Genomic DNA, 17906 nt, shown 5'->3' with positions numbered 1-17906 from the left:
TGTAACAGTAGTTACAACAGACGAATCAGGCAACAAAACAGAAACAACATTCACAATAACAGTTGAAGATACATTGCCACCAACGGTAGATCCAATTGAAGATCAAACAACAGAAGTAAATACGCCAATCAAAGATGTAACATTGAATGGCAAAGATAATAGTGGAAAACCAGTGACACATGAAGTAAGTGGCTTACCAGACGGTGTAACATTCGATCCAGAAACAAATACAATTTCAGGCACACCGACAAAAGCTGGTGAATACACTGTTACAGTTGTAACTAGAGATAGTGAAGGCAATGAAACAACGACAACTTTCGTTATAATTGTAAAAGATGATTCATCAAATGATGGTAACAATCCCGGCGATGATGACGGTGACGATAACTCAGGAGGTAACGGAGATGATTCATCCAACGGTGGAAACGATAACTCAGGAGATAACGGAGATGATTCATCCAACGGTGGAAACGATAACTCAGGAGATAACGGAGATGATTCATCCAACGGTGGAAATGACAACTCAGGAGATAACGGAGACGATTCATCAAACGGTGGAAACAACAACTCAGGAGATAACGGAGATGATTCATCAAACGGTGGAAATGACAACTCAGGAGATAATGGAGACAATTCATCCAACGGTGGAAACGATTCTAAAGTATTACCAGATACAGGTGAACAAGATAAAAACTTAACTTTATTTGCATCTGTTATTGCGTTATTTGGTGGAATTTTAACATTTAGAAGAAAGAAAAAAGATTCTAAGACCGATAAGTAAAATAGTTAGAATCTTAACTAAAAAATAAACACTTTTAAACACAAAAGGACTGATAAGAAAATTTATTCTTGTCAGTCCTTTTTATTTTGTCATAGATATAAATGTATCTTTTCGTAAGAAGCATTATAAGTGATATCCTAAATAACATGCTCCGATTGATAGTATGACTGTAGATACGATATAAATAGTCATCATTTTATATGATTTTAATAAGTATCGTTCATATATTTCTAAAAAGTGAGTAGAGAATGTTGTAAATCCACCGCAAAAGCCTATTGCGATAATTGCATATGAATAACTATTATCATTTAAATATTGTGCGGCAAATCCTATTATAAGGCTTCCGATTACGTTAACAGTTAGAGTAGCTACTGGGAAGTGATTTGTATATAGTTTAGTGAAGAATTCATTCACGAAATTTCTGCAAAGAGCACCTATACCTGAACTTATCATAATATATAATAACGTCATGCTTCATCAGTTCCTTTCCTATAACCTATTGCAATAAATATGAATCCGAGAAGTAAACTAACGAGTAAATATGTGCCTGCAAGGAAGATATGTCCACGTTCTAGTAACTCAACTGTTTCTAAACTTAAAGATGAATATGTTGTTAAAGCACCTAAGAAGCCTGTTGTAATTAATTTTTTAATATTTGGATGTGCTTTGAAATAGCTAATGAAATATGTAGAGAATATACCCATTAAAAGAGCTCCGATTACGTTAACAGTTAAGGTGGAGAACGGGAAAGCGTCATTAGTGATCATTAACGAAACTAAATATCTTAGCCCTCCACCTATAGCACCGCCTAAAAATATTGCTAAATATACCATTTAATAAACCTCCTCATTAAAAAAAGGAAACATTATGTTTCCCTTAAATTATTCCGAAAAATCTTATTATAACGACAATATGATATAAAATGACGATGAATAAAACAATTGGTAATAGTTTATTCAATTTTGATAGTGTTGAGTGTTTATCAGTTTGATATTTAATTGACTTATCAGTTGTAAAGACAGCAATTAATAATAAAATACCGTTTAATATACTACTTATTAGTACGAGCGACACTAAAGATCCAAACATTGTTTCTAAAAATGGGTTTTGTGCACTTAAAAATAAACTAATAATAATAAGTATAATTGATATATAAAAATAGCGTTTAGCTTTATCCATGATGCCCTCCAAAAATTCCATATAATCGTTTATGTTATCATATAAATTATTTTATTGCATCTAATAATTCCATTACTTCTTCAAAGTCGTCCATTTTTTTACAATGACTAGGAATGATAAAAAGAGAGGTATTCGCATTTTCTTTTAAATCAATAAGCTTTAAATGGGTTTCAATGAAAAGTTCGCCGTTGTATGCTTTGCGCAACAATCTTTTAGTAGGAAGGTCATTCTTTTGAATATTTGAACGGCACCATGCGGCATCGCTACACATAAAAATCATTAAATTAGAGAATGTCATCATTAAGCCGAATTGACCTGGCATGGCTCCTGGCAAATCATAGCTAACTAAGGCATCTTGATTGAAGACTTTATATCCTTTACCCAAAATAGGGTGTTCAGTTTGTACAAAATCTTCTACAAATTCAATGCGTTCTTTAAAGTTATCCGGCATAACATGAAAGCTTAATTGAAGGTTATTGTTGTTGGAAACTTGTTGTGTAATAAAATCGTGATAAGCTTCACTTGAAGTTATGATTGTCGCATTTTTAAACGCATTTAAATATCCGAGATGATGACTTGAAAAATTTGTAATGATACAATAATCGATCTCATCTGGATGTACGTGATCTTTCAACAATTGACTTGGCAAAGTTTCGTACACTTTATAGTCTTGTCTGCGAAATAATTTTAAAGTTTTTAAATCCGTACTTGGTTTCACATGTTCGGAAAAGCCTGTATTTATGAGTATTTTGAAATCATTAATTTCTAAATAGTAGGAAAAAATATAGTACCGTTCAACTCGGCTCGTAGGACTATTATTGATGACTGCTTCGTCACCTAAAAATGAACCGGTCGTATATAGTTTGAAATGCTTTATTGTTTCTATATTATCAGCCATCAAAATACACCACCTAAGCAATTTATATTACTTAAAAAATATTATTTGATTTATATTTATTCTTATTATGCCATAAAGCACCTCAAAATACATTTAAAATAACTCGGATATTGGCGTTTTAAACAAATAATTTAGTAAGCGATTGCAAATTATGGTACGATAAATGCACAACATGTAGAAAGGAATGAAATTCATGAGTAATCTTAAAGTACAAGTTTTTGCTGATGGTGCAGACATTGAAGAAATGAAACAAGCCTATCAGAATAAAGAAGTTGATGGTTTCACAACAAATCCAAGTTTAATGAAAAAAGCAGGTGTAACGGATTATAAAACATTTGCTGAAGATGTCGTTAAAGCAATACCAGATGCTTCGATTTCATTTGAAGTATTTGCAGATGATATAGAAACAATGGCTAAAGAAGCAGAGATTTTAAAACAATACGGTGAAAACGTATTTGTCAAAATTCCTGTTGTAAATACAAAAGGTGAATCAATGATTCCTTTAATTAAAAAATTATCAGAAAGTGATGTTAAAGTTAATGTCACTGCTGTTTATACAATTGAACAAGTTAAAGAAATAGTAGAAGCAATTAAACCAGGAGTTGAAACATATGTTTCAGTATTCGCAGGTAGAATTGCTGATACAGGTGTAGATCCACTACCATTAATGAAAGAATCAGAAAAAGTTTGTCATAGTAAAGAAGGCGTTAAATTATTATGGGCAAGTTGCCGTGAATTATTTAACGTTATTCAAGCAGACGAAATTGGCGTAGATATCATTACATGTCCTAAAGATGTAGTAGCAAAAGTACCAAACATCGGAAGAGATATTAATGAATTATCTGTAGATACAGTTCAAGGGTTTGCTAAAGATATTAAAGCAAGCGGATTAAGCATTTTATAAGAATGTAGTTCATCAAACTCAGCAAAGTTATCTAACTTTGTTGGGTTTTTTAGTTTTGTAAGTAAAATGATTTTTAGACGTTACAAAAGTCGCAGGAATTGTAACTAAGGCGGCACATAGTAACAAAAGTCGGAGGAATTGTAACTAAGGGGGTCTATTGTAACAAATATCATCTGAACATATACTGAAAATTTTTAGATATATAAATACTATATTATAAGAGAATGTGTACTTGAAATATAGGTATGCCTAAAACATAAATATGCGAAATAATTTATATTATTTTACGATAACTAATTCATTAACTTGTCTCAAATTTTGTTATATAATCATATTTCAGTGAAAAAATTGGAGTGTTGGAAATGGCAAATAATTTGAGAATTGCACAACGTGGCGCATATATAAGTTTGGTTACTTATATTATTCTTTCTATTTTGAAATATGTAGTAGGGACAACTTATAATTCAGCTGCATTAAAAGCGGATAGTTTAAACAATTTAACAGATATATTTGTTTCTGTGGCAGTACTAGTAGGGTTGAAGATTTCGGTCAAACCTGCAGATAAGAATCATCCTTATGGGCATATGAAGACGGAGAATATTACAACTTTAATTGTATCTTTTATCATTATGTTTGTCGGGATAGAAGTTATTTCTAGCAACATTCCTAAGTTAATTCAAGGTGATTATAGTGAACCTAGCACACTGACAATATGGGTCAGTTTTATAAGTGGTATTATCATGATTTTAGTATATTTATTTAATTGGAAATTAGCGATTAAGACTAAAAGCACATCACTTAAATCAGCAGCAAAAGATAATTTGTCTGATGCGTTAGTCAGCATTGGTACTGGTATTGGCCTTATATTTACACAGTTTGGTCTACCTATAATTGATATTATTCTTGCTGTCATTCTTGGCTTTATTATTGTTTATACAGGTTTTACGATTTTTAAAGAATCGATATTCACGTTGAGTGATGGTTTTCATGAAAAAGATTTAAATAATTATATAGAAGAAATTGAAAATATAGAGGGCGTATTAGACGTACCATCTATAAAAGGGCGTTATCATGGTAATAGTGTATTTCTTGATGTAACGATCATAGTAGATAAAGATTTAACATTAGATGAAGCACATGATATATGTGATTTAGTTGAACATCAATTAAAAGAAGCTGGCGCTTATTCATCTTATTTACATCCTGAGCCTAACTTGTAAACAATTTATTGTGAAATTCAAATATTAAAATAAATTAAATAAGTATGATACTATTAGTATATGAGTGTTTGATATATATCTAAGGGGATGTTATTCATGCAAATACTAGGAAAAGGATATGAGAATGACCATCATTATTTTCATGTTATTACTGATAAAAATCATCTTATAAAAGTTAGAGTTCCAGATGATATGGATGATCATGATTTAAGACACTTACTTGAAGCAGTTTGTAATGATTATGACGAGGCTAATAGCTAAATTTAATGAATATATGAATGCATTTAAATATTTGTATAAAAAAAAGCATATCACGTGTTATCTGAAATTAATTTCAGATACGTGATATGCTTTTTATTTACACTGTATTTAATCTATTATGTCGTCTCCATAAGAAGAATTCAATAATTGCGACTGGAATAAGTGATAATCCGAATAATGGCATTGCGATTCCTAGTATAACTAGGAAAACAATGAGTCCAATTGGAATTTGATTAGTAGTTCTTATTGGTGCGCTAAATGAGTTGGATTTCTTTCGTTTCATCCATGATAAGAAACCAAATGTAATGCCACCAATAAAGGCTAAACATACTAATAGGTTAATGATTTTATTTGCAGTTCCAAATAGGTGACCTTCATGTAAAGGTATGCCGAAACTGAACCATTTACCGATAATACCATAATCATCATAGTCTACTTTATCTAAAAGTTTACCTGAATATTGATCGAAATATGCTGTTGATTCTTCTTTTGGTGCAACGTCAAGTCCTGTAACACCTGTATTACTACTTTTCGAAACAGTGAATACTCCTTTTTCATCAGAAGGGTAAACGATAGAGAATGGCTTTTTAATGCCATTTTCTTCAGCACTTGCGATAATATTTTCTAAACTTTGTTGTCCATCTGCACCAATCACATTACTCATAGAACCGTGATGTGCGGCATGTGGATCTTTTTTAGATGACGGTTTCTCCTTAGTACGCGTTGCCCATGGTAATTCATTGTCTTCTGATTCTGGTGGGTTAGCTTGTAGTGCTGTATAACCAAGCTTTGGATGATCCTCAGCAAATTGGTTAATTTGTTTACCCATAAGTGCTGACCATGGTAAGCCTGTTAGAACGATTATGAATATAGGAATTGCAATAATAAGTCCTATGATCGCGTGTAATCGTCTATTTAATAAGAATGATGATTTCTTTTTAGTTGGTTTCAATGCTTTTGATTTAAAAGTTAAATAAATACCTGATATAATCATAAAAATTGTCCAACATGCTGCTAGCTCAACTAAATAATTTACAAAACTACCACCAACAAATAAAGAACTATGTGTTTCTCTTAATACGTTGGAATATGTATATTTAGCGTTTTGATTTGCAACTCTTTGATTATGTTCATCCAAGAAAATATAGCGTGAATCTCCATCTTCATTCCCGATTGTAACTCTGTTATTGTATGGCTCATCCATAATACTAATCTTTTGAATGTCGTATCCTTTATATACATCTCTAATTTCTTGAATAGCATCATCTAATGATTGATGACCTTTCGTAGCGCTATCTTTAAAAAATTCATCATGGTAAATATTATTTTCTACATTTGTATAAAATAAATAACCAATACCTGTAAGTGAGAGTGTTAATAATAAAGGTGTGATAAAGAAAGCTGCATAAAAATGTAACCGTCTCAATGGATTAAAACTTTTGTTCATGTACTCAACCTCTATTTCAAATAATGTATAACTTCTATTTAACATTATTATTTTTTGAAATTAATTACAATATGGAAACGACGTAATTTTTGACGCTTTCGTGAATGCCGAAAAACTTATGTAATAAATGACTTGAAAATGTAATAATAAAATACTCTAAATATTCAGTTTAAGATGTTAAAATATAAGCAACGGGATGAGGTGAATGACTATGTTAACAAACCTAAAATTATTCGACGATCACGATAATCGTACTCAAATTATTAATCAATTTTACAATGGATTAAATCAAGAGAATATACACGATGCAGTCATTTCTTTAGAAGAAAGAAAGCATCAAGATTTTCCTCATGGTTCAGTGTATTTTAAGAATGATTTATTAAATGCAAAACAAGATGAATTAAACTTAAATGAGTCAGATGGCTTATTTATTATTGAAGAGAATGGGACACAAAAAGGTTCTATTATCCCATTACATGATATCGTGCAATATTTAGCAACAAATAGAGAGCGCATTGCACAGGAAAAATCACTTAGTTTAATTCAATTAGAGAACATTATCGATCGTTTAGAATTGACACTTAAATCAGAAGATTTATAATCAAAATAAGAGACCGGGATTAAGAATAGTCCTAGTCTCTTATTTTTTTAGAATGGAGTGTATGAACATGTACGATGCAATCATATTTGATTTTGACGGTACGATAATAGATACAGAAATTAATTTATTTAACACGTTAAATAAACACATTGAACAAAAGAATAACGAAAAGATAAGTTTAGATGAATATAAAGCTTCAATAGGATCAGTATCAGAAGAATTAAATGATAAAATATTGAATGCTTTAGGTTCAAAACAGGCTTTAGAAGAGATGTTTGAAGATCATTATGAAGGTACGAAATCTCTGCCTATTAAACCAGTGGTTAAAGATTTAATAGAATATGGTACTCAAAATCAAAAGAAAATGGGTATCGCGACTAGTAGTTATAAAGCACATATTATGCCTAATGTACAAAGATTAGAATTAGATAAATATGTCGATGTTATAAAAGGGCGTGAAGATGTTGCGTTTGTTAAGCCGAATCCAGAATTATATATTCAAGCAGCACATGATCTTGAAGTAGAACCAGAAAAGTGTTTAGCAATTGAGGACACGACGAATGGTGCACAAGCTGCAATAGATGCTGGTATGGACGTAATCGTTATAACGCATGAAATTACAGAAGATTTGAATTTTGATTCATTAAATATTTTAGCAAAGAATATAGAAGCTGAAGAAATTATCAATCGCTATTTGTAATGTGAATATACATTGTATCTTTTTCTAAAATGAAGCGGCGTCATATTTCGGTGATTTTTAAAGACTTTTGTAAAATGAGCTTGGTCATAAAAGTCATATTCTAAAGCTATATCTGAAATAGATTGATGTGTATTGAAGATAAGTGCAACAGTAGCTTCAAACAATTGACGGTTTCTATAATGATTGTGGTGGTAAAGACTTACATAAGAATCGTTAGTTGAAATTTTAGGATAAGGTGGCTGTTTAATATCATCTAATAACGTAATGATACTCGTTGAAACGGTCGTCGTTAATTGTTCTTTATGATAAGGTGCAAGAATATTAAGCGTATTTAAGTGATCATATACTTTATCAAATTTGAAAGACTGAATAATAGGATAGAAATTTTTGAGTAAGAAGTATTCATAGATATTTGAAGCTAACGTATATATTAATAATTTATTAATATTCAGTATACATATTTGACCATTAACTGCATAAATAAAACTATATTCATCAAATGGTACAATGCACAAAAATCCTTTGTTCAATGTCATCATGTAATTCGATGTATGATAAAAAATATTAATATAACCATTTGTGACATATATGATCGATGCGTATTCATTATGATAAATCCATTTATTTTCATGTGAAATAAAGTTGATATTAAAATTAAACATTATTTTCACTCCTTCAAAATAGCAATTTTGAAAAATAATCAACGTAGTGATTGATTAATGTTATAATTAAAATATTAATGAATTTTAGAGGTGTGTAATGAATAACGAACAATATAAATCCATTGTTTATAAAAAGCTTTGGTTTATCAATAAAAAAGAAAAAAATATAGCGCATGAAAAATTAAACCATCATGCAGATAAAAATTTAATCGATGAATATGGTAAACCAAGTAAATTTGTGAATGAATTTGTAGAAAATGAAATTATAGATAAAGCAACACCACCAAGTAGTTTATATAAAGTAATTACGTTAGGTGGACTATTATTTGGAAATGTCTTAATGGCGGGCATTTTAATAACAGCTGCTTTGTTGATATTAGGGACATTTACATTATATTTCACAAAACCAATTGGTGAAGCATTAACATTACAAGCCTTATACCTTGTTATAGGTATTGTGTTATTTTTTATAGGTTATAAAGGTATCAAATGGGTAAATGCATTCTTTACAAGGCGTTTATTAATCGCTAGAAGATTTAAAGAATTTTCATAGATTACTGACTAGGGGGTGTTGTAGATGAGCTTGTTATATTTTGATGAATGGCGTGATACACGTGCAACAATAAGATATATTGTTCAAATTATGGGGAAATGTTGTTTAGCTGTGAATACACCTGAACCATTATATAAGCACGTCATGTTAACTGTCAATCAAGTTGGGCTATCTACAGGTGAATTAAAAAAGGACAACCATACATTTGAAATTAACTTAGATTTAATCGATCAGTTATTAATCGTTAAAATAGATGAAAAGGAAGAATCAATGATCGTCAAATCTGGACGTACAATACAAGAATATTATCACTTTATATTTGATACATTGCATGATAACGGCATTGATATTACAATCAATACGAAGCCATATAATATTCCATATGAAAAAACGTTAGATGAAGATGATAAAGAACGTATCTTTAATCCAAAGACTGCATATCACGCACTAAGATTAATGCAGCAAGCTCAATATGATCATTATCAATTTTTGCATTCAAGAAATATTAAAGATGTCAAAACAGGATTGTTTTGGGATAAATTTGATGTAACATCTATTTTTTACGTAGAAGGTAATGATGAGTATACCGTATCACTTTGTTATTACTTTGGAGATAAATATAGAGAGTCTCCTTATTATATTATTAAGATTAATCCGTTTAAGCAAGATAAAATCAACTTGAAACAAGTAGAACCATCATATGCTGAATATAATGGTAAAGATGGAAGCTTTTTAATTTATGAAGAAGATTTAGAAAGTATCATTAGAAGAGATGAAGTACTGCTGACATTCTTTAATAGTGCATACCAAGCATTGTTATCAGGTGTAAGTAGCAAGTTAATATAACATGACAAATAAAGCCGTTACGCGTTTAAAGCGTAACGACTTTTATATATATGAGGGTAGATTTAGTCTGTTAAGATGATGCTTTTGAAACTGAATGAGTCTTAATGATTCACCGAGTTTTCTACTGATGATAGGATATTCATGATATATCACTTTCGTATGCTGATTAATTAAAAACAATTTAGTGTAATGTTTGTATGCGTCGATATGAACAATGTGTTTACTGTTAATCAGCATATAATTGTAGTTAGATTTAGCACTTGTTGGAAATAATACGAAATCCTCAGTGGCATAGATGAGAATAGGAAGAAGTTTAGAAATTTTTAGGACATATTTGGCGTAACGTTCTCTTGATTTTAAACTAGCACCTTCAATTTTCAGTGCATCGTTAATAAGATAAGGGATAGAATGATTAGTATAAATGGTTGATTGATCTAAATATTCGATTTGGAATCTATAAGCTGAATCATCAGCGTATTTCAGTAATGTCATATTAGGGTTGATCAAAGTCAATTGATACACCTCCCTATATAACATGTTACTTAAATTTTGGAAAAAATGATTGTAATTTTTGAAGATTCATTTGTAATTAAAATAAAAAATGAGATTTCAATTTACGACGTGCATTTTTGCGATAATACTTAATGGACGATTCACTTTTATTTAAATATATCGCAATTTCTTGAGTTGAGAAGCCTTGTAATGTTAACTTTAGCCACATAAGTTCATCTTGAGACAAAATCTCTAACATACTAAACGTTTCAAATTGATGAGATTCAATGAAACTTTGATCTAACATTTCATTATTTGAAGTGGGGGAAACACGGTTTGAATCTTTACTTTGCTTTCTGATACAGTCAATGAGGTAATACTTTAATTTCGTATATAAATATTTATCTAGTGAAGCGGTCTTTGAAAAATCATAACGCTCTATTTCAGTCCATAGTTTAATTAATAACAGTTGATAATAATCTTCGTAACCATATTTGATTTGATATCGATGCAGTAAATAATGAATCATATTTTTATATTGCTTATAATAAAGTTCAAATTTGTGTTGTTTCATGTTGTCCTCTTTGGTGAGCATGCACACGGTTATTTCCGGATAAACGCATTGTAAATAATAAATAAGCACTTTAAAAATCAGTTAAATATTAAAAAAACGGACAAACTTTAAAATAGAACATAATTTATGAGATTATTTTGAAAAAATAAAGACTTTTTCTCGAAAATATCTTATAAAAACATAGATTGAAATGATTTACATTTTCGCTTCAAACGTGTATATTTGGTTATATATATGGACATATGTTTTATTGGGGCAAAGATTAGGAGGCTCATCATATGGATTACGAACATCTAAATTTAGAACACTTTTTTGCAAGAAATAATGACTTGAATACGATAAGAGATAACGCAGATTTTGTAATGATTAACAACGTAAACAGATTTATGAATTATAGAAATGGCGAAGAAGAGGGTACAATCAATTTAAGCCACTATAACTATAAGAATAGATCAGCGGCAATGTCATTTATATTTATGAATTATTCAACTTATAAATAAGCAAACATACTTTCAAAGCATGTTTGCTTTTTTTGTTGAAATATAATAGTAATTAAAACGTAACATTCTTATTTTTGAATAATAAGCCCTTATCCTATAGAATATAAAGAGTAAACTTTAATACAATTGTAAAAATTAGGTAATAAATTATGATTGATGGTGGTTTACAAACATAGAGGTGAAACGATGAAAAATGCCAGGCTAGAAACCATTAAAAATTTAGTCATATTATCAATAGTCTTGTTAGTTATTGTTGGCCTGTTTTATTATTTGATTTCAGATCATTTGAAATTTTATGAAGTAGATAAACAAGAAGATAATGTAGAAGTTCCATTAACTTTAAGTAAAGCGGTAAATAAACAATATAAAAATGATACGAAAATGCAAGTAGCAACAGAGTCAGGCAATTGGAAAAATGCAACACGAAGCGAAATATATGAAGTGATGGATGTAGAAAAAATCTTAAATGATAAAAAACAAGTATATCAATTCTTGAACTTATCAGAGTATCAAGGAATTGAAGAAAAACGAATTCATCATATGTTAAGAAAACAAGAAGTACTTGAAGATTATACAACAGAATTTTTAAATGCTGCTAAGAAAGAGCATGTTAATGAAGTGTATTTAATATCTCACGCGATATTAGAAACAGGTAATAACAAAAGTGAATTAGCAAATGGTGTCATGTTAACCGACAAAGGGAAAGTAACGAAATCTAAAGAAGAATCTGATGGTAAAAAGTATTATAACTTTTATGGTGTCGGTGCTTTAGACAGTGATCCTATCGGAACAGGCGCAAATTACGCTAAAAAAAGAGACTGGGATACACCTCAAAAAGCCATATCAGGTGGCGCGAAGTTTATACATGATCATTATTTATCAAACCCAGAGCAAAACACATTATATAGTATGAGATGGAACCCAGAGAAACCAGGCGTACATCAATACGCAACAGATATCAAATGGGCACAAAGTAATGCACGTATAATAGCAGATTTCTATAACGAACTTAAAACAGAAGGAAAGTACTATATCGTATATAAATACGAAGATACAGATAAGTCACTTTCAATCAAAGCATTAGATGAAAAATTAGATAAACAAGAAGAAAAATAGTAATTAAGAAGACTCGGGACAAACGTCTCGAGTCTTTTTTGTGTGAGTGGAGTATAGAAGTAGTCGTAATAGATTGCCGTTATTAGCAAGTTTGGTGAGAAGTGCAAATACTGGTGTCGTTATTAGCAAGTTTGGTGAGAAGTGCAAATACTGAGTGTGTCAGTAACATTTCAGTCGAGTTTTGTAAATAAGGCGGCTTATAGTAACACTTCGGCCGAGTTTTGTAATTAAGGCAGTCCATAGTAACACTTCGGTCGAGTTTTGTAACTAAGGGGGCCCATAGTAACACTTCAGCTGAGTTTTGTAATTAAGGCAGTCCATAGTAACACTTCAGTCGAGTTTTGTAATTAAGGCAGCCTATAGTAACACCTCAGTCGAGTTTTGTAATTAAGGCTGCCCATAGTAACACTTCGGTCGAGTTTTGTAACTAAGGAGGCCGTTAGTAACACTTTGGCCAAGTTTTGTAATTAACAATCCTGTTATGAACAAGTTTGGGCGAAAGTGTTCACAAGGAACCACACCTGTCCAAATCAAAAAAGACTCGAGGCATTAACCTCGAGTCTTTACTATTTATGATGCTTTATCTGAACTGTTTGATGAACTACTGCTTGATGAGCTAGATGATCCGCCTTGTAAGTCTTCTATTTTCTTAGCGTCTTTTGCTTCATCTGGAATCTTAATTTCATCAATTTCGTTTAACTTATTATATGTGACGTTTGTCTTCATATCAGCGGTTTCGTCATCTTTAGTTAATTTAGCATTTAATTTGTATGAATCAATATGATTATCTTTATTTACTTTCAATACAGCATTACCTTTAACTTTATCAACTTGTGATTCAAATTGTTCTAGTTGATCTTTTTACCTGAGGCGTTAGCTAACTTAGTGAAATCTTCTTTGTTTTTGATGTCATATGTAAGTTCATATCCATCGTCAACTTTTTTAGCTTTCGCATCTTTAAAAGCACTTAAAGTTTTTGCGTATTTTTCATAATTTAATTGATCTAGAGAACTATCGATATTCATATTTTCTACTTGAGAAGATAAGTCTACCCATTGGTCATCTACTTTAGCGAGCATTTTATCGCCTTGTACATAAATTGACATTTTCTGACCAGCTTGGTCCATATCTAATTTAGCTGTTTCTTTTTCATCAACATCCATGCCAACTTCTACAGTTTGACTATCTTCGCCTTCAGCAGAAACTTCGATTTTGTTATCAGTGTGATAACTTTTAACATCTTTCGCACTACTTTGTAAGTCTTTTACGACTTGGCTAGAACTTTTAGTGTCATCTTTCTTTTCTGATTTTGTATCAGAATCTGAACTATCTGAGCCATTCCCGCATGCTGCTAAAACAAGTGTTGATGATAAAAATAAACTTCCAAGTATTCTATATTTCATATTACTTCCTCCTTTGTTTTAACTATACTAACACTATGCAATTCATAATAGCAAAAAATTATATAATTACATAAGTTATTAATGTAAATTATTTGAGTTTTTTCTTAGGTGAAAGTATTAAAATAACAATAGTTGCTACAATTACTTTAAATATAAATTTCATTTAATATCACTCCGAAAGTGTTTGAGGTTGTGGACCTTTTTGCTTTCTCTTTGTTGGGTCTAATTTATTTTCAATATATCCTAAAAATAAATCACTTAATACTGCTAATAAAGCGGTAGGGATTGCACCGGCTAAGATTAATGATGTACCATCTGTAGCGTTTGTACCTCTAATAATGATATCACCAAGTGTAGATGAACCAATAAATGATCCGATTGCAGTAACACCAATTGCAATAACGAATGCGATTCTTATTCCACCAATCATAACAGATAAAGAAAGGGGAAGTTCAACCATCGTCAAGATTTGACGTGATGTCATACCCATACCTTTACCAGCATCTTTTATACTAGAATTTACGTTATTAATACCAGTATACGTATTTTTGATAATCGGTAATAAAGCGTATAAGAATACTGTCATAACAACAGTGTTAGAACCAAGACCCATTACAAGCATTAGTATAGCTAGTAGGGCAAGTGCTGGAACCGTTTGAATTATATTAGCTAGTGAAATAACAAAGCCGGATAATTTAGAATATCTAGCAATGAAAATTCCTACTGGTATACCTATTATAACCGCAAATAACACACCATAAACAGAAATAAGTAAATGAGTTAGAAAAAGTTGAAATATATATCCACCATTTGTTGCATAATAATCGACTAATTGTGACCATACATGATTATCAACCACTATTACTCACCATCCTTTTCATCGTCAAAATAATTGTGCTTTTTAAGGAATTCTTCAGCTACTACGGCAGGTTCTTTAAGGTTATTATCTGCTTCGTAGTTTAATTTTTGCATTTGTTCTGTTGAAATTTTTCCTCTTAATTTATTCATTGCACGATCAACATAAGGTTTTTCTTTAATTAAAGATTTTGTAACTAATGGACTTGCATCATATGGAGGGAAGAAGTTCAAGTCATCTTCAAGCACAACTAAATCATAGCTCGCAATTCTTCCGTCTGTCGTGTAACCTAAAACAACGTCCATTTTACCTGTGTTTAACGCATCATATACAAGACCAATTTGCATTGGACGAGTACGTTTAAAATCGAAACCATATTTTTCTTTAAATGCTGGGTATCCATCGCCAGGACGTTTCATCCAAGATGAGTCAACGCCTGCTTCTAATTTGTTTGCTACTTTTTTCATATCTGAAACTTTTTTAAGGTTGTATTTCTTCGCTGTTTCTTTCGTAACCATCATGGCATAAGTGTTTTCAAAACCATATGAACCATACCATTTTTGGTCATAATCTTTATCGAATGCATCTCTCACTACTTTTAAAGCTTTTTTAGGATCAGTGATAGGGTCTTTACCCAATGCACCTGTTAAATCAGTTCCCGTATATCTAGCACTTGAAATGTTAACATCACCACTATTTTGTGCATTAAATGTAACAGTTGATGATCCTAAATTATTGATAAGCTGAATGTTGTTTTCTTTTACGTTATCTTTTTTAGCTTCATGTTCTATCATCAATTTATCAATATGTCCCATAATTTGTGATTCACTTGTATTTTGCATACCTATTTTTATTGAGTTTTCATCACCTGAAGCGCCAAGAAAAGGTAATGAACATCCAGATAAAATGACAGATAAAGCCATGATAGGCAATAACAGTTTAAAATATCTATTCATGTTTATATTTCCTCCTTATCTTGAAACTTTTAACCCTTTAGGTGTAACCCATAGTTCAACTTTAGAAAGTACAAAGTCCATAATAAGCGCGATTAATGTAACACTTATGGCACCGCCAATAATTAAATCAGGTTGGTATAAGTTCAAACCATTAAAGATAAAGTCGCCTAAACCACCAGCACCAATGAAACTTGCTAATGTTGCCCAACTGATTGCATAAACACTTGATAAGCGTACGCCACTCATAATAACTGATATAGCAAGTGGTAATTCGATCATGAACATTTCTTGGAATTTTGTCATACCCATACTTAGTCCAGCTGCTTTAACATTTTTATCAACATTATTAATACCGATATATGTGTTGTTTAAAATCGGTAATAAGATATAAATAAATAATGCTAAAATGGCAGGTAATTTACCAACACCTATGAAAGGAATCATAAGTGCTAATACTGCTAATGACGGAACGGTTTGTAGAACACTTGCAATAGATAATACGACTTTGGCTAACTTTTTAGTTCGTGTTAATAAAATGCCAAGCGGTATCGCTACGATCATTGCTAAAAGTAAAGCTAATAATGAAATATAGAAGTGTTCCAGTGTTTTCTGAAGTAGTTCGTTTCCGTTAACTTGTAAGAATTCAATCACTATTTTTCACTCCTTATTTAATATCACTTTTTTCAGTTGCTTCTGCTTCTTCAGGTTGTCCCCATATAGAATCGTAAACAATATCTACTAAGCTTGCTCTTGTTATAACACCTTTTATGTAATATTGTTCATCAACCACAGGAATTAATCTCACATTTCGTTTTAAAATTGTACGAACAGAGTCTTGAAGCATCGTACCTGTCTTAACTGTATAAATATCTCGATGCATAATATCGATAATGTCTGATTTTTTACGATATCCTTCGTTTAAATCTTCAATATCAATATATCCGACAAGTTTACCTTTTACATTTGTAATAAATAGCGTATCTACGCGTCGCTCTCTCATAATTGAAACTGCTTCGTCAATAGTCTTCTCAGAAGTGATGGCTATTGGATCTTTCATTGCATCATCAACAACACGTATGTTAGGTCTATCTTGAATAAGTCTGTTCTGACCGATAAACTCGCGCACGAAATCATTAGCTGGATTTTTTAAAATATTGTTTGGTGAATCAAATTGAATGATTTCACCTTGAGACATAATACAAATTCTATCTGCCAATTTAATTGCTTCATCCATATCATGCGTAACAAATATAATGGTTTTACCAAGTTTTTGTTGTAGCGTCTTAACAAGGTCTTGCAATGTATCTCTCGTAATAGGGTCTAACGCGCCAAATGGTTCGTCCATTAAAATGATATCTTGGTCTGCTGCAAGTGCTCTTACAACACCAATACGTTGTTGTTGTCCACCAGATAATTGAGATGGATATAAATCTAAATATGATTCTGGTAAGTCTACTAATTTAATAAGTTCTTTAGCTTTTTTCTCTTTTTCTTCTTTAGTCCATTTAAGTAATTTAGGAACTAATACGATATTTTCACGTATTGTCATATGTGGCATTAAACCAATTTGTTGAATGACATAACCTATATTTCTTCTTAAATTAACTGGATTCATCTTGCTTAAATCTTTCCCGTCAAGCGTAATTGTCCCGCTAGTTGGCTCAATCATGCGGTTAATCATTCTTAAAGCAGTTGTCTTCCCGCTACCACTCGTACCGATAAAAGCTATGAATTCACCAGATTCAATTTCCATATTGATGCTATTAACGGCTTTTTTACCGCCACGATAAACTTTAGTTAAGTCTTGGATTGATAACATAACACTTCTCCTTTTTTTGAAATTTATAATAATGACGTTTATTATTATAACACATTAGTTGCATAATTATGAAAATCGCCCAAATCGTGTAATTTATGTTTATTGTTATTTAAAAAAAGGAATAAATACAAAAAGTGT

24 protein-coding genes are annotated in these 17906 nt (G+C 31.0%); 10 read left to right on the top strand and 14 right to left on the bottom strand.

Features of this window, described 5'->3' with window-relative positions; translation table 11 throughout:
- Nucleotides 1-781: putative Ig domain-containing protein (locus tag LQ673_RS07770; RefSeq protein ID WP_239745031.1), on the top strand; the 781-nt coding region annotated here is incomplete at its 5' end.
- Between the two features lie 123 nt (nt 782-904).
- Here the strand turns inward: LQ673_RS07770 and LQ673_RS07765 are convergent.
- The 4 genes from LQ673_RS07765 to LQ673_RS07750 are packed head-to-tail and all read right to left on the bottom strand — an operon-like array spanning nt 905 to nt 2858.
- The gene (locus tag LQ673_RS07765; RefSeq protein ID WP_037588653.1) at nt 905-1252 is read right to left on the bottom strand and encodes a fluoride efflux transporter FluC; all 348 of its coding nucleotides are present in this window, start codon (nt 1250-1252) and stop codon (nt 905-907) included.
- Entirely contained in the window at nt 1249-1614 is a 366-nt protein-coding gene (gene crcB / locus LQ673_RS07760; protein ID WP_126477612.1) for a fluoride efflux transporter CrcB, read from the bottom strand. The genes LQ673_RS07765 and crcB overlap by 4 nt, the downstream gene beginning before the upstream one ends.
- Before the next feature lie 43 nt (nt 1615-1657).
- Nucleotides 1658-1960, bottom strand: coding sequence for a hypothetical protein (locus LQ673_RS07755; RefSeq protein WP_191835862.1), 303 nt, complete (start codon nt 1958-1960; stop codon nt 1658-1660).
- A gap of 46 nt (nt 1961-2006) precedes the next feature.
- Nucleotides 2007-2858 carry an MBL fold metallo-hydrolase gene (locus LQ673_RS07750; RefSeq protein ID WP_037588647.1) on the bottom strand — a complete coding sequence of 284 codons (852 nt, stop codon included), beginning with the start codon at nt 2856-2858 and terminating at the stop codon, nt 2007-2009.
- Between the two features lie 193 nt (nt 2859-3051).
- Here LQ673_RS07750 and LQ673_RS07745 point away from each other — a divergent pair, with 193 nt between their 5' ends.
- The 3 genes from LQ673_RS07745 (at nt 3052) to LQ673_RS07735 (ending at nt 5243) form a co-directional block, all read left to right on the top strand.
- Entirely contained in the window at nt 3052-3762 is a 711-nt protein-coding gene (locus LQ673_RS07745; RefSeq protein ID WP_037588645.1) for a transaldolase, read from the top strand.
- 362 nt (nt 3763-4124) lie between these two features.
- Nucleotides 4125-4982 carry a cation diffusion facilitator family transporter gene (locus LQ673_RS07740; protein WP_239705195.1) on the top strand — a complete coding sequence of 286 codons (858 nt, stop codon included), beginning with the start codon at nt 4125-4127 and terminating at the stop codon, nt 4980-4982.
- Between the two features lie 96 nt (nt 4983-5078).
- Nucleotides 5079-5243, top strand: coding sequence for a hypothetical protein (locus tag LQ673_RS07735; protein WP_162841912.1), 165 nt, complete (start codon nt 5079-5081; stop codon nt 5241-5243).
- 97 nt (nt 5244-5340) lie between these two features.
- On the opposite strand, the gene LQ673_RS07730 is transcribed toward LQ673_RS07735, so the two are convergent.
- A complete protein-coding gene (locus LQ673_RS07730) occupies nt 5341-6690 on the bottom strand; it encodes a PepSY-associated TM helix domain-containing protein (RefSeq protein WP_191835865.1) in 1350 nt (449 codons plus the stop codon).
- A 211-nt stretch (nt 6691-6901) separates the two neighbouring features.
- Between LQ673_RS07730 and LQ673_RS07725 the strand changes: the two genes are divergently transcribed.
- Together LQ673_RS07725 and LQ673_RS07720 are read left to right on the top strand one after the other, a co-directional pair.
- Nucleotides 6902-7291 carry a hypothetical protein gene (locus LQ673_RS07725; RefSeq protein ID WP_191835866.1) on the top strand — a complete coding sequence of 130 codons (390 nt, stop codon included), beginning with the start codon at nt 6902-6904 and terminating at the stop codon, nt 7289-7291.
- Nucleotides 7292-7358: 67 nt separating this feature from the next.
- Nucleotides 7359-7991 (top strand): HAD family hydrolase, encoded by a 633-nt coding sequence (locus tag LQ673_RS07720; RefSeq protein ID WP_126477609.1) that lies wholly within the window; start codon nt 7359-7361, stop codon nt 7989-7991.
- On the opposite strand, the gene LQ673_RS07715 is transcribed toward LQ673_RS07720, so the two are convergent.
- A complete protein-coding gene (locus tag LQ673_RS07715; RefSeq protein ID WP_191835867.1) occupies nt 7982-8653 on the bottom strand; it encodes a helix-turn-helix domain-containing protein in 672 nt (223 codons plus the stop codon). The two genes, LQ673_RS07720 and LQ673_RS07715, sit on opposite strands and share 10 nt — an antisense overlap.
- A gap of 97 nt (nt 8654-8750) precedes the next feature.
- On the opposite strand from LQ673_RS07715, the gene LQ673_RS07710 reads away from it, so the two are divergent.
- Together LQ673_RS07710 and LQ673_RS07705 are read left to right on the top strand one after the other, a co-directional pair.
- Complete coding sequence (locus LQ673_RS07710; protein WP_126477607.1) at nt 8751-9206, top strand: hypothetical protein; 456 nt, start codon at nt 8751-8753, stop codon at nt 9204-9206.
- 24 nt (nt 9207-9230) lie between these two features.
- Nucleotides 9231-10052, top strand: a complete 822-nt coding sequence (locus tag LQ673_RS07705; protein WP_191835868.1) for a DUF5996 family protein — start codon at nt 9231-9233, stop codon at nt 10050-10052.
- Nucleotides 10053-10094: 42 nt separating this feature from the next.
- Here the strand turns inward: LQ673_RS07705 and LQ673_RS07700 are convergent, their stop codons facing one another.
- Nucleotides 10095-10565, bottom strand: coding sequence for a competence protein ComK (locus LQ673_RS07700; protein ID WP_224658753.1), 471 nt, complete (start codon nt 10563-10565; stop codon nt 10095-10097).
- A gap of 76 nt (nt 10566-10641) precedes the next feature.
- Nucleotides 10642-11118 carry a sigma-70 family RNA polymerase sigma factor gene (locus tag LQ673_RS07695; RefSeq protein ID WP_191835869.1) on the bottom strand — a complete coding sequence of 159 codons (477 nt, stop codon included), beginning with the start codon at nt 11116-11118 and terminating at the stop codon, nt 10642-10644.
- A gap of 278 nt (nt 11119-11396) precedes the next feature.
- Here LQ673_RS07695 and LQ673_RS07690 point away from each other — a divergent pair, with 278 nt between their 5' ends.
- Nucleotides 11397-11618 (top strand): hypothetical protein, encoded by a 222-nt coding sequence (locus tag LQ673_RS07690; protein WP_025905232.1) that lies wholly within the window; start codon nt 11397-11399, stop codon nt 11616-11618.
- A 186-nt stretch (nt 11619-11804) separates the two neighbouring features.
- The gene (sagB, locus tag LQ673_RS07685; protein ID WP_191835870.1) at nt 11805-12734 is read left to right on the top strand and encodes a peptidoglycan release complex glucosaminidase SagB; all 930 of its coding nucleotides are present in this window, start codon (nt 11805-11807) and stop codon (nt 12732-12734) included.
- Nucleotides 12735-13304: 570 nt separating this feature from the next.
- On the opposite strand, the gene LQ673_RS07680 is transcribed toward sagB, so the two are convergent.
- The 6 genes from LQ673_RS07680 to LQ673_RS07655 all read right to left on the bottom strand — a co-directional run bounded on the left by LQ673_RS07680 (nt 13305) and on the right by LQ673_RS07655 (nt 17768).
- Nucleotides 13305-13538, bottom strand: coding sequence for a DUF6612 family protein (locus tag LQ673_RS07680; protein WP_239745030.1), 234 nt, complete (start codon nt 13536-13538; stop codon nt 13305-13307).
- Between the two features lie 44 nt (nt 13539-13582).
- Nucleotides 13583-14137, bottom strand: coding sequence for a hypothetical protein (locus LQ673_RS07675; protein WP_239745027.1), 555 nt, complete (start codon nt 14135-14137; stop codon nt 13583-13585).
- Between the two features lie 169 nt (nt 14138-14306).
- Nucleotides 14307-14996: an ABC transporter permease gene (locus LQ673_RS07670; RefSeq protein WP_239705198.1), complete on the bottom strand. Its 690-nt coding sequence runs from the start codon at nt 14994-14996 to the stop codon at nt 14307-14309.
- A gap of 2 nt (nt 14997-14998) precedes the next feature.
- A complete protein-coding gene (locus LQ673_RS07665; protein ID WP_037588621.1) occupies nt 14999-15949 on the bottom strand; it encodes an osmoprotectant ABC transporter substrate-binding protein in 951 nt (316 codons plus the stop codon).
- A 15-nt stretch (nt 15950-15964) separates the two neighbouring features.
- Nucleotides 15965-16600, bottom strand: coding sequence for an ABC transporter permease (locus tag LQ673_RS07660; RefSeq protein WP_037588619.1), 636 nt, complete (start codon nt 16598-16600; stop codon nt 15965-15967).
- Between the two features lie 13 nt (nt 16601-16613).
- Complete coding sequence (locus LQ673_RS07655) at nt 16614-17768, bottom strand: betaine/proline/choline family ABC transporter ATP-binding protein (RefSeq protein WP_159315506.1); 1155 nt, start codon at nt 17766-17768, stop codon at nt 16614-16616.
- Nucleotides 17769-17906: the final 138 nt, after the last annotated feature.

This window comes from Mammaliicoccus sp. O-M54 (assembly GCF_022386035.1).
Classification (GTDB): Bacteria; Bacillota; Bacilli; order Staphylococcales; family Staphylococcaceae; genus Mammaliicoccus; species Mammaliicoccus sciuri_A.
This window is presented reverse-complemented; position numbering and strand designations above follow the sequence as displayed.

Coding starts and splice junctions, on each gene's coding strand:
- LQ673_RS07750 (WP_037588647.1), bottom strand. CDS start 2,858: ATGGCTGATAATATAGAAACAATAAAGCATTTCAAACTATATACGACC.
- LQ673_RS07705 (WP_191835868.1), top strand. CDS start 9,231: ATGAGCTTGTTATATTTTGATGAATGGCGTGATACACGTGCAACAATA.
- LQ673_RS07665 (WP_037588621.1), bottom strand. CDS start 15,949: ATGAATAGATATTTTAAACTGTTATTGCCTATCATGGCTTTATCTGTC.
- LQ673_RS07745 (WP_037588645.1), top strand. CDS start 3,052: ATGAGTAATCTTAAAGTACAAGTTTTTGCTGATGGTGCAGACATTGAA.
- crcB (WP_126477612.1), bottom strand. CDS start 1,614: ATGGTATATTTAGCAATATTTTTAGGCGGTGCTATAGGTGGAGGGCTA.
- LQ673_RS07725 (WP_191835866.1), top strand. CDS start 6,902: ATGTTAACAAACCTAAAATTATTCGACGATCACGATAATCGTACTCAA.
- LQ673_RS07765 (WP_037588653.1), bottom strand. CDS start 1,252: ATGACGTTATTATATATTATGATAAGTTCAGGTATAGGTGCTCTTTGC.
- LQ673_RS07710 (WP_126477607.1), top strand. CDS start 8,751: ATGAATAACGAACAATATAAATCCATTGTTTATAAAAAGCTTTGGTTT.
- LQ673_RS07675 (WP_239745027.1), bottom strand. CDS start 14,137: ATGAAATATAGAATACTTGGAAGTTTATTTTTATCATCAACACTTGTT.
- LQ673_RS07690 (WP_025905232.1), top strand. CDS start 11,397: ATGGATTACGAACATCTAAATTTAGAACACTTTTTTGCAAGAAATAAT.
- LQ673_RS07720 (WP_126477609.1), top strand. CDS start 7,359: ATGTACGATGCAATCATATTTGATTTTGACGGTACGATAATAGATACA.
- LQ673_RS07755 (WP_191835862.1), bottom strand. CDS start 1,960: ATGGATAAAGCTAAACGCTATTTTTATATATCAATTATACTTATTATT.
- LQ673_RS07695 (WP_191835869.1), bottom strand. CDS start 11,118: ATGAAACAACACAAATTTGAACTTTATTATAAGCAATATAAAAATATG.
- LQ673_RS07715 (WP_191835867.1), bottom strand. CDS start 8,653: ATGTTTAATTTTAATATCAACTTTATTTCACATGAAAATAAATGGATT.
- LQ673_RS07740 (WP_239705195.1), top strand. CDS start 4,125: ATGGCAAATAATTTGAGAATTGCACAACGTGGCGCATATATAAGTTTG.
- LQ673_RS07730 (WP_191835865.1), bottom strand. CDS start 6,690: ATGAACAAAAGTTTTAATCCATTGAGACGGTTACATTTTTATGCAGCT.
- sagB (WP_191835870.1), top strand. CDS start 11,805: ATGAAAAATGCCAGGCTAGAAACCATTAAAAATTTAGTCATATTATCA.
- LQ673_RS07655 (WP_159315506.1), bottom strand. CDS start 17,768: ATGTTATCAATCCAAGACTTAACTAAAGTTTATCGTGGCGGTAAAAAA.
- LQ673_RS07735 (WP_162841912.1), top strand. CDS start 5,079: ATGCAAATACTAGGAAAAGGATATGAGAATGACCATCATTATTTTCAT.